This window comes from Synechococcus sp. BDU 130192 (assembly GCF_963876085.1).
GTDB lineage: Bacteria > Cyanobacteriota > Cyanobacteriia > Cyanobacteriales > MRBY01 > MRBY01.
In genome coordinates this window covers 1-8467 of record NZ_CAWNNO010000026.1, presented here as the reverse complement: position 1 = coordinate 8467, position 8467 = coordinate 1, and the positions used below count along the sequence as shown (strand labels likewise).

Here is an 8467-nt window from a genome sequence, read left to right as displayed (position 1 = left end):
CGAATTTCGCTAATCTGACTCATGAGGGTTTGCTTGGTTATCTTCTAATTCCTATCAAACCCTCTCCCTCTATCCTTTTCAAGTTTTTGTCCTGTACTGAGAAGCAGAATCATTTCGTAGGGTTTCCAGTTCATCCCATAAGCTAGTGGGAACCACGATAAACCGCACCTTATCACCCTTACCCATCACCTTAAGTTTTAGACCATCGTCAGTCTGAATGAAGTCATCCCAGCGGATATGAATCAACTCACTCACCCTAACCCCCAACAGGTATAAAGTCTTGATAATCAGTTCGTTCCGTAGCGTATCAGCATTTATGGCCATGGCCTTAACCTTGGGCTTGCTGACAATTCTCGCTACCCGACAGTCGTTTTCCTTCGGTTGTTTGAGCAGTTTGGCAGGATTCAGTTGAATATAGCCCGTGGCATGGCAGAATCCAAACAATGAACGAATGACGGCAATCTTATTCCGTTTCGTATTCTGGGATTGCTCCTCCAGCGAATCGAGCCAGTCCAGCAAATCATCAAGGGTGACTTGGTTTAATGGTTTGGCGATCGCCCCCATGAATCCCCGGACGATGTAGAAATAAGTTTTTTGAGTAGCTTCGCTCTTTTGGGCCGCCCAACGCTGGAGAATTTCTGAATCAGTGGTAGCGGCGGTGAGCTTCGGTTGTTCCGGACGGGAAAGGGGAGCAAGTGTCATGGGTTTTTGTTGGGTAAGTGAAAGTAACTAAAGTTTGGTTTTGTTACTTTCGGACATTTTTAAAATGAGCCAGTTTTTTTGTCATGATTTAGGACTTGCGATTAGTCGTTGTGATATTGCTCTGTTTTTTGTCGAATTTGAGTGAAAAATTCATCTCCCCATCTATCTTCAATCTTGGCCCATACCATGAACAGTTCTGCCTGCGTCGCATTGCTTACTTCCTTACTTAGATATTTCTGTACTATTTTTCGCAGAGAAGGTGAGTGAATATATTTTCGGATCTCTCTAACGATTTCTGCTTCCTCTAGATTAGGAACAATTGTCTCTGGTGATGATTTAGTGATTATTGGTTGTGGATTGAGATAACGAGTGAAAGCGTCATGCCAGTATGCGATAAATATAACGCCGAAGTAAATCCCGCCAAAAAGAAACGCACCGCTAATTAAGATATCTAAGATTTGAGGCATTTTTCGGCAGTCAGCTCACGGAACTAAAAATGCAGTACTCAAAAGGTTAGATCCTTTACGGTGTCTTGTCTGTAGCTTTGAGACAACATTACATTTTCTTGATGATCTAATGTTTACAGAATACCAGTAAACCAGATTTACAGAATGCCAGATTTATGGTTTTGGCATATTTTTTTATAAATCACGTACAATCAAATTATCTTTAAAACCAGATAACCAGAAATGCAGATTATTACTGTTACTGGATACAAAGGCGGAGTAGGCAAGTCAACAAGCGCAATTCATATCGCTGCCTACCTTGCCCGAAACCAGAAAACCATATTGATTGATGGCGACCCGAACCGAACGGCTTTGAATTGGAGCCAGCGGGGAGAGATGCCTTTTACAGTCGCTGATGAAAGACAGGCGATGCGACTAATTACGGGCCATGACTTTGCCGTGATTGATACTCCAGCACGCCCAAATAGTGATGACCTTCAAGAATTGGCTAAGGGTTGCGACCTACTCATCTTGCCAACGACCCCGGATGTGGTGAGCCTAGAACCGATGCTGGCGATCGCCAATGATGTGGGAGATGCAAAATATCGAGCGTTACTAACCATTGTGCCACCCTACCCTAGCAAGGAAGGGGAAACGATGCGTAATGAGTTAATCGCAAACGGTGTCCCTACTTTTCAAAGCTTGATTCGCCGTAGCGCTGCTTTTCAAAAAGCGGCTTTAGCTGGTAAACCAGTAAACCAGATGTCTGGTAGAGATAGAATTCCTTGGAATGACTTTGAGGCACTGGGTAAAGAAATTATGGAGGTATTAAGACAATGAGCGGCAAATTTGGAGACATCATCGGCAGAGCAAAACAAACCAGTAAACCAGATAATCAGATATCTGACCAACAAAATAATCAGCAATCTGCTCAGTCCACCGAGACCGAAAAAATGGTGAATCTTTGTGTGAAGGTTCCTAAGTCTCTCAGGCAGCATTGGGCGGCAGAAGCGAAACGAAATGGGATCACCATGACTGAAGTCATCGTTGAAGCTTTAAACCAGAAATTTGGCAAACCATAAAACCAGATTTAATGCTATGGTCGCTTTTCTTTTGACGAAATGACCCCATAAAACCCCAGATTTTTCGTTGGGATTGTAGTTCAAAGAGCTGGGTGAATCTCTTTTTATTCAGGCAGGATGCAGTCGAAGCGGCTCTATCCCGCCGTTTCCTTTTAAACCAGTGGGAAAAGGCATCGGTGGGCAACCTCACCACAGTCATCAGGGCGATGCAGGATTTAGAGGAAATTATCGATGATGTCCCGGCGGCGATCGCCTCTTGCTAGAAGCTAAATGACCGGGTTAGAGGCTGTTTCATTTTGACTCTGCTGTCCGAAATGGAGGTAAAGGGGTTCATGTAATAGGCGTTTGCTCAAGTTCAGTCTCAGTCATTGATAGGCTTGAGCTAATTTTTCTGTAACCTCTGAAAATAGCGTGGCTCGATAAAACCGCTTACTTGTCGATTGACAAGTAAAAAAATAGCACCTATCTTGGAATCAAGACATGAATCGAAATCGACATCCCAATAAAGAAATCGAAGCGGCGCTGGAGTACGCAGAAGCTAACGGCTGGAGAGTGGAAATAGGCGGCGGGCATTGTTGGGGGAGACTCCTATGCCCCGACAACAAGGGCTGTCGCAATCGTCTATTTTGCGCTAATTCGATTTGGTCTACGCCGAAAAATCCTCAAGGTCATGCCAGAAATATTCGTAAATGGGTTGATGGTTGTGATGGGAATAGGGAATGAATAAAGGACTAAAACCATGAAATACTATAACTTTGAGCTATCTTTCAGGCTCCCTGGTGTCAATACAAACCCTGAGCAATACTTAGACGCACTATTTGAGGCTGGCTGTGACGATGCAATGATCGGTATGGGCCGTAATGGGTTTATAGGAGCTGACTTTAGTCGGGAATCTGAATCTTTAGAGTTAGCTGTCGAGTCCGCAATTAAAGATATCGAGAGCGCTATTCCCGGAGCTGTACTGATTGAGGCTGGGCCAGATTTAGTCGGGGCTTCAGATATTGCTGCTATTCTCGGATGTAGTCGCCAGAATATTAGACAGCACCTGACAATGGCTGATGAAAACGGCCCTATTCCTGTATACCAAGGTAAACGCGACCTGTGGCATCTTGCAGAAGTTCTGATCTGGTTACGAGATGCTAAAGGGTTAAAAATTGAACCTGAACTAATAGAAGTCGCGGCTTACGTGATGACATTCAACTCGAATTGCCAGTCTAAAAAAACCAAAAAAGTAGCGGCCCTGGCTTAATCATCTATGGTCAACTACAAGCCTTTTTACGAATCCGATTCACGCCTGAGAGCGATTTATAAAGAAGGCTCCTCGGCGTAATAATTTTTCTTATGGTCGCCGCCCGCTTTGGCTGAACTTACCCTCAAAAGTTTCAACACATTCAAAAATCCTCTCAATTTTCCGACCTAAGGAAATCAGTCTCCGATAACAGCAATTTTGCCTTCGCCAAAAAAACCTCCGGAGGTGCGTAATATGTGAGGAAATTTTTTCTTTATCACCAGAAGGTAATTGATTATCACTGCTCAGCTCTTTCCGGTCATCTGCTGGAGATTTGGTGATACTCTACTGGCTTTTTGTCTCCTGTTTGCTGGATATTCTCAATAAATCTGGATAATCTAGCAGTTATTGCAAATACAATCTTTCTTGAGTTGTTCAGGCTTTAGCAAAGCACCACTTAATTTCCACTAGATGACTAGCATTTCGCCATCAAGACTAATTACAAACAATTGTACTGATTAATCTTGCGTCCATTATTTAATTTATTCGTCCGTCCGCCACTAAAAAAAGACCCCCGTTGCGGGGGCCAGTAACAAATGAGCCATGCTAAGAATTTAGCGGATGGCTATTCGGCATCGGAGCTTGATTCTTCTGGCAGTGCGCGGATATCAGAAACATCTAAGGTTTCGTCTCCGTACAAAGCAGCATCAAATCTCCGCTGAAATGCCTCGGAACATCCAATCTCATTGATCCGTTTCCAAAAGGAGCTAACAATAATTTGACGGGCTACAGCCTGTTGCTCCTTAATGATGCCTGGGGTCTCTTCTATGACCTGGTTGGCGAAGGTCGTTGATTTTCGTTCGAGGAAATCCGTAACTTCAGGTTCTAGCACTACAGATTCAATGGGTTGATGGCTGACCAGGGCGATCGCCTGTTTGTAGGTTTTGTTTTCCTGGCGCACGAGATGCCAGACCTGCTCCAGTAAAGCTGTCTGGGCTGGGGTGAATTCCTCGGTGTTAAGATCAATGGCCAAAGCCCCCAAGACTTGGTTAAGTTTGGTCATTGAGGTTTGGTATTGGGTGATGATGTCTTGTTTATTCATGGGTCAATGTCTCAAAAGGTGTCCTTCGCAAATAATCTGGGGCTAAAACAGGGTGCCTCCTCAGCCTCAATCTCTTCTCCGTCTCTGCTGAATTTTTCCAAGCGTGACAGTGCTTGTGAGTCTTCCAAGGATGAAGGCGAAAGACTGTTAATCAGAGCGGTCAGTTGGTTGATTTCCTGGGATAGTCGCCGGATTGATAGTTCTGCTTGGTGTTTAATCTGCTCTGATGTAGCGCCTTGTTTTTGCAGGATGCGGGGATAATGCAAAATCAGGAGGGCATCTGCCAGTTCTTTTTGTAGGCTCCGGCCCTCGCTCTGTTTTAGGTCTTCTAGGATCTGCCGCAGGGGACTATTTGCTTCACTGCGGAAAAAGTGTTGTTTGCTCATTTTTTTCATTTTCATTGCCTTTATAAGCTGTGTAAAAGTCCGTAGCTGTCCACTAGGCGGCGGGCCATCACCCGGTCTTTGATACCTGATTTCACGACCCCCCGGACTAAATGATTCGCCCAGCCCACTTTCCCTGATAAATGGCCCATGATTTCTTGTTCCAGGAGCATTGCTGCGCCGCCACCACACACCACATAGTCCACAGGGTTTTGTTCGGTAAGAAATAGCTGAATTTGTTGCCCGTACAGAGGGAGACATATTTTTATCTCCTGCTGGAGTTCTGGGCGGAGATTTTTCCCGGTGAAAATCATCTCTGCGAGAGCTATTTCATCTTTATAGCCCGTGCGCTGCTGCACCTCTTGGACGAGCCAACGAAAGCCGAGGTTATTCGTCACTGATTCCGCCACTGAAGGGGAACCCTTGTCGGTCACTAGCCATGAGGTATTGCGATGACCAATCACCAACACCGCCACTCGCGCTGACTGGGGATTAATTTTGGCTGGTAATCCCTGGAGAAAGAGTCCTGCGCCTTCTGGGCAGATGGTGATTTCATTAATCTCTAACGAGAGCGATCTCCCACAGTATTCAAACCGCTCCTGGGCTGCCATGAGACTCTCTTCTAGGCAGTCTTTTGTGACATATTCGTCCAAGGGCAGCAGAATCCCTAGATCTATGGTTGGTGATTCCTGAAGCTGAGTTTGGATATGGGATAGGACTCCCAGAATTTTGTACAGAGCCTTGATGTATTTCAGGTCATTGTTGCGCACCGCAGAACCCTGAAATTTCTTGGCACCAGCACCCAGGAGATAACAAGCATCACCATGGGACACCCAAGCATTCTCCACATGGGTATACCCCATCATCCACCCAGAGGAGCGTGGGTAGTCTGGGGGCACTGCCGCGCAATAGGGGGACATCACAAAACATTGGGTAGAAGCATTCTCTAGGCAATAGGCCACTTTTGTTGCACTACTACCGGGGTCAATCACAATTTTGAGTTTAGACATAATTTATTCCTCCTACTGATGAAGAGGAATTGCCCCAGAAAGAACGGATAGAAGTGATTTATTTGTTACACAACTTCACCAAGACTGTTCTAAGTAGGTCATTATTAGCTCACTCTTTGTTTCGGGTCAGCACTTTCCATTAACGCTTTCTATCAAAAAATTTCGGGCAATGGTTTGAGTTTAAAAGGTAAGTTTGTATTACTGTTGGGGCTGGTTTTTGATTGATGGCTCTCTGTTGGCGGTTTGGTGTTGCTTTGCTAAAACCCCGGGGAATAAAAATTCCTGCCATTGGCGATAACAGTCGGATTCATCTGACTTGTTGAGAAAATCCACCCGGCCGAGGGCAAGCAATCACTGGAGGGTTAGCACAGTCTCATCAGGTCTCCACTCGACCATCACACAATGCTCATCAGCCACTGCCGCTGAGTTACGGGTCATGAAGAGGCAATTTCCCCACACCTTATACACCTCCGGAGGTTTTTTCTGGCGGAGGCAAAATCGCTGCTATCGGAAGCAGATTTCCTTGGGTCGGAAATTTGAGGAAATTTTCCGAGATTTTGGCGATCGCCCATACAACTTTGAAAAAAGTGAGTAATCAAAACAGATATTTTGTTCGTTTCAGTCGTAATTCCTATTGAAATAGGAGGCCCGTATTCTATACCCTTGTCATGGGCATCGGGTCGTTCACCAGCGAGGCCATCTAATGTCCTATCAGCCGCCCTTCACCATTACCCCCCAAATCATTAACCAGATCAGTATTACCTCTCAGCAGATCGGGGCACTCGACCATTCGCCTCTTACCTCCTCCCCAGCGAAAGCCTGATCAAATAGCACCCCATTCATTTGCTTTATGCTGGATATCATTAATATAACCCTGCGCCAAAACCTGACATTCTCCAGTCCACTATCAACAACAAAAAATAACCCAGGCGATCAAGTAAATGATCAAGCTGATCAAGTAAAACAACTCCTTGCCATTATGGATGACCAATTTTGGAGCACTAATGCTCTAATGGAATCTTTTTCTCTCACCCGTAAACCCACCTTCCGCAAAAACTATCTCTATCCCGCGATCCAGGCTGGGCTAGTGGTGATGAAATATCCGGATAATCCCCGTCATCCCCAGCGAAAGTACAAAAAGGTAGATGGGTAAGTTTGTCGCTATGCCAGGAATAGCATCACCTCCAACGAAATTACAAGCATCAATCGAACTCCTGGCGCTAGACGCAGCGTATCTCTTTGCCCCTGGTGCAAGATGCGAGTGGTTGAAAAGTGTACCCAGTTGTAAGGATGGATCGCTAACAGTGGGACGTTTCAGTCCCGTAGTCGGGATTTAGTGGTTGGAAAGTTGAGTTCCCAGGAGCATTAAAATTTAACATTCATGAATCGTAATTGTATTTTATCCGCTACTACCCATACTCTAACTATGACTAAACAACAGACAGCCTGTTCTTCAGTAATAACATCAGAACAAGTTCTTGAAACGCTGAGGAACTATCCCAATCTCTTTGAAAAATTTAGTATTAAAACTCTGGCATTATTTGGGTCAACTGCTCATAATCAAGCCACAGCGACCAGTGACTTAGACTTTGTTGTTGAATTTCAAAATGAAACAACCCTTAGCTTGTACATGGACTTAAAGTTTTTCCTGGAAGAATTATTTAATAAACCGGTTGACTTAGCAACCAAAAAGTCTTTAAAAGAAATCATTCGTGAACAAGTATTGAATGAGGCTAAATATGTCTAGGAGCCTTAAGCTTTACCTCAATGATATTCTAACAAGCATTGACAAAATCCAGGAATATAGTAGGGGTCTGGAAAAAGAAGCATTCTTAAAGCACTCACTTATCTTTGATGCAGTGACCCTTAACCTACAAATCATTGGAGAAGCCAGCAAGAAAATCCCAGAACAAATCCGCAATCAGTATCCACATATTCCATGGCGAAACATCATTGGCCTGAGAAACATTATTGCCCACACATACTTTTACTTGGACGAAGACATTCTTTGGCACACTATCCAGCATGAACTGGAACCACTACAAAAGTGCATCCAGGAACTCTGGGATAAAGAAGCATAACTAACCAAGGCAAAACAGAAAACAGTTTAACCTTTGTCCTCCAACTTCCCGATGCAGTAAACCATAGTCATCATCGACATCAATGTCCAAGTACCATCAAAGCCTACGTTAATTCGATGGTGGAATTCAGCCTCAGACTCATTGGCGTTATATGCCTTAATGAGTTCCATGTAGTCACGGTAAACCCAGTAACTCCAAAAGATATTAGAGGCCAGAAAGAATAAGGTAAAGAAACGAAACAAGTTTTAAGAAATATGTTTCAGTCCCGTGGTCGGGATTTAGTGGTTGGAAAGTTTTTAAAGCCTACGATTCCTATTCTTTCGTTGGAAAGTTTCAGTCCCGTGGTCGGGATTTAGTGGTTGGAAAGTTGAGTCCCCAGGGATGGGGCGACTCATTTTTCGGTCACTAGTTTCAGTCCCGTGGTCCGAGATCT

12 protein-coding genes are annotated in these 8467 nt (G+C 44.5%); 7 read left to right on the top strand and 5 right to left on the bottom strand.

The features are described from left to right. Window positions 1-78: 78 nt before the first annotated feature. The gene (locus AACT35_RS08410; protein ID WP_216820546.1) at window positions 79-702 is read right to left on the bottom strand and encodes a tyrosine-type recombinase/integrase; all 624 of its coding nucleotides are present in this window, start codon (window positions 700-702) and stop codon (window positions 79-81) included. 101 nt (window positions 703-803) lie between these two features. Then, window positions 804-1169 carry a hypothetical protein gene (locus AACT35_RS08405; protein WP_099239468.1) on the bottom strand — a complete coding sequence of 122 codons (366 nt, stop codon included), beginning with the start codon at window positions 1167-1169 and terminating at the stop codon, window positions 804-806. Window positions 1170-1391: 222 nt separating this feature from the next. Between AACT35_RS08405 and AACT35_RS08400 the strand changes: the two genes are divergently transcribed. The 4 genes from AACT35_RS08400 to AACT35_RS08385 all read left to right on the top strand — a co-directional run bounded on the left by AACT35_RS08400 (window position 1392) and on the right by AACT35_RS08385 (window position 3479). Further along, the gene (locus AACT35_RS08400) at window positions 1392-1988 is read left to right on the top strand and encodes a ParA family protein (protein ID WP_099239466.1); all 597 of its coding nucleotides are present in this window, start codon (window positions 1392-1394) and stop codon (window positions 1986-1988) included. Continuing rightward, complete coding sequence (locus tag AACT35_RS08395) at window positions 1985-2230, top strand: hypothetical protein (protein WP_099239464.1); 246 nt, start codon at window positions 1985-1987, stop codon at window positions 2228-2230. The genes AACT35_RS08400 and AACT35_RS08395 overlap by 4 nt, the downstream gene beginning before the upstream one ends. A 92-nt stretch (window positions 2231-2322) precedes the next feature. After that, entirely contained in the window at window positions 2323-2493 is a 171-nt protein-coding gene (locus tag AACT35_RS08390; protein WP_173867243.1) for a hypothetical protein, read from the top strand. A 476-nt stretch (window positions 2494-2969) separates the two neighbouring features. Beyond that, a complete protein-coding gene (locus AACT35_RS08385; protein WP_012305522.1) occupies window positions 2970-3479 on the top strand; it encodes a helix-turn-helix transcriptional regulator in 510 nt (169 codons plus the stop codon). Between the two features lie 604 nt (window positions 3480-4083). On the opposite strand, the gene AACT35_RS08380 is transcribed toward AACT35_RS08385, so the two are convergent. Genes AACT35_RS08380 through AACT35_RS08370 form a run of 3 tightly spaced genes read right to left on the bottom strand, consistent with a single transcriptional unit; the run spans window position 4084 to window position 5953 of the window. Then, window positions 4084-4560 (bottom strand): hypothetical protein, encoded by a 477-nt coding sequence (locus tag AACT35_RS08380; protein ID WP_099239460.1) that lies wholly within the window; start codon window positions 4558-4560, stop codon window positions 4084-4086. Between the two features lie 11 nt (window positions 4561-4571). Then, a complete protein-coding gene (locus AACT35_RS08375) occupies window positions 4572-4946 on the bottom strand; it encodes a hypothetical protein (protein ID WP_099239472.1) in 375 nt (124 codons plus the stop codon). Window positions 4947-4966: 20 nt separating this feature from the next. Next, complete coding sequence (locus AACT35_RS08370; protein ID WP_099239458.1) at window positions 4967-5953, bottom strand: ParM/StbA family protein; 987 nt, start codon at window positions 5951-5953, stop codon at window positions 4967-4969. An 850-nt stretch (window positions 5954-6803) separates the two neighbouring features. Between AACT35_RS08370 and AACT35_RS08365 the strand changes: the two genes are divergently transcribed. The 3 genes from AACT35_RS08365 (at window position 6804) to AACT35_RS08355 (ending at window position 8034) form a co-directional block, all read left to right on the top strand. Further along, the gene (locus AACT35_RS08365) at window positions 6804-7106 is read left to right on the top strand and encodes a Fic family protein (protein WP_099239456.1); all 303 of its coding nucleotides are present in this window, start codon (window positions 6804-6806) and stop codon (window positions 7104-7106) included. A gap of 273 nt (window positions 7107-7379) precedes the next feature. Next, entirely contained in the window at window positions 7380-7700 is a 321-nt protein-coding gene (locus AACT35_RS08360) for a nucleotidyltransferase family protein (protein WP_099239470.1), read from the top strand. Continuing rightward, entirely contained in the window at window positions 7693-8034 is a 342-nt protein-coding gene (locus tag AACT35_RS08355) for a HepT-like ribonuclease domain-containing protein (RefSeq protein ID WP_099239454.1), read from the top strand. The genes AACT35_RS08360 and AACT35_RS08355 overlap by 8 nt, the downstream gene beginning before the upstream one ends. Window positions 8035-8467 lie beyond the last annotated feature (433 nt).

What these genes read in the sequence shown, in the direction of transcription:
- AACT35_RS08370 (WP_099239458.1), bottom strand. Translation starts at nt 5,953, where the DNA reads ATGTCTAAACTCAAAATTGTGATTGACCCCGGTAGTAGTGCAACAAAA.
- AACT35_RS08400 (WP_099239466.1), top strand. Translation starts at nt 1,392, where the DNA reads ATGCAGATTATTACTGTTACTGGATACAAAGGCGGAGTAGGCAAGTCA.
- AACT35_RS08360 (WP_099239470.1), top strand. Translation starts at nt 7,380, where the DNA reads ATGACTAAACAACAGACAGCCTGTTCTTCAGTAATAACATCAGAACAA.
- AACT35_RS08410 (WP_216820546.1), bottom strand. Translation starts at nt 702, where the DNA reads ATGACACTTGCTCCCCTTTCCCGTCCGGAACAACCGAAGCTCACCGCC.
- AACT35_RS08375 (WP_099239472.1), bottom strand. Translation starts at nt 4,946, where the DNA reads ATGAGCAAACAACACTTTTTCCGCAGTGAAGCAAATAGTCCCCTGCGG.
- AACT35_RS08355 (WP_099239454.1), top strand. Translation starts at nt 7,693, where the DNA reads ATGTCTAGGAGCCTTAAGCTTTACCTCAATGATATTCTAACAAGCATT.
- AACT35_RS08405 (WP_099239468.1), bottom strand. Translation starts at nt 1,169, where the DNA reads ATGCCTCAAATCTTAGATATCTTAATTAGCGGTGCGTTTCTTTTTGGC.
- AACT35_RS08380 (WP_099239460.1), bottom strand. Translation starts at nt 4,560, where the DNA reads ATGAATAAACAAGACATCATCACCCAATACCAAACCTCAATGACCAAA.
- AACT35_RS08395 (WP_099239464.1), top strand. Translation starts at nt 1,985, where the DNA reads ATGAGCGGCAAATTTGGAGACATCATCGGCAGAGCAAAACAAACCAGT.
- AACT35_RS08365 (WP_099239456.1), top strand. Translation starts at nt 6,804, where the DNA reads ATGCTGGATATCATTAATATAACCCTGCGCCAAAACCTGACATTCTCC.
- AACT35_RS08385 (WP_012305522.1), top strand. Translation starts at nt 2,970, where the DNA reads ATGAAATACTATAACTTTGAGCTATCTTTCAGGCTCCCTGGTGTCAAT.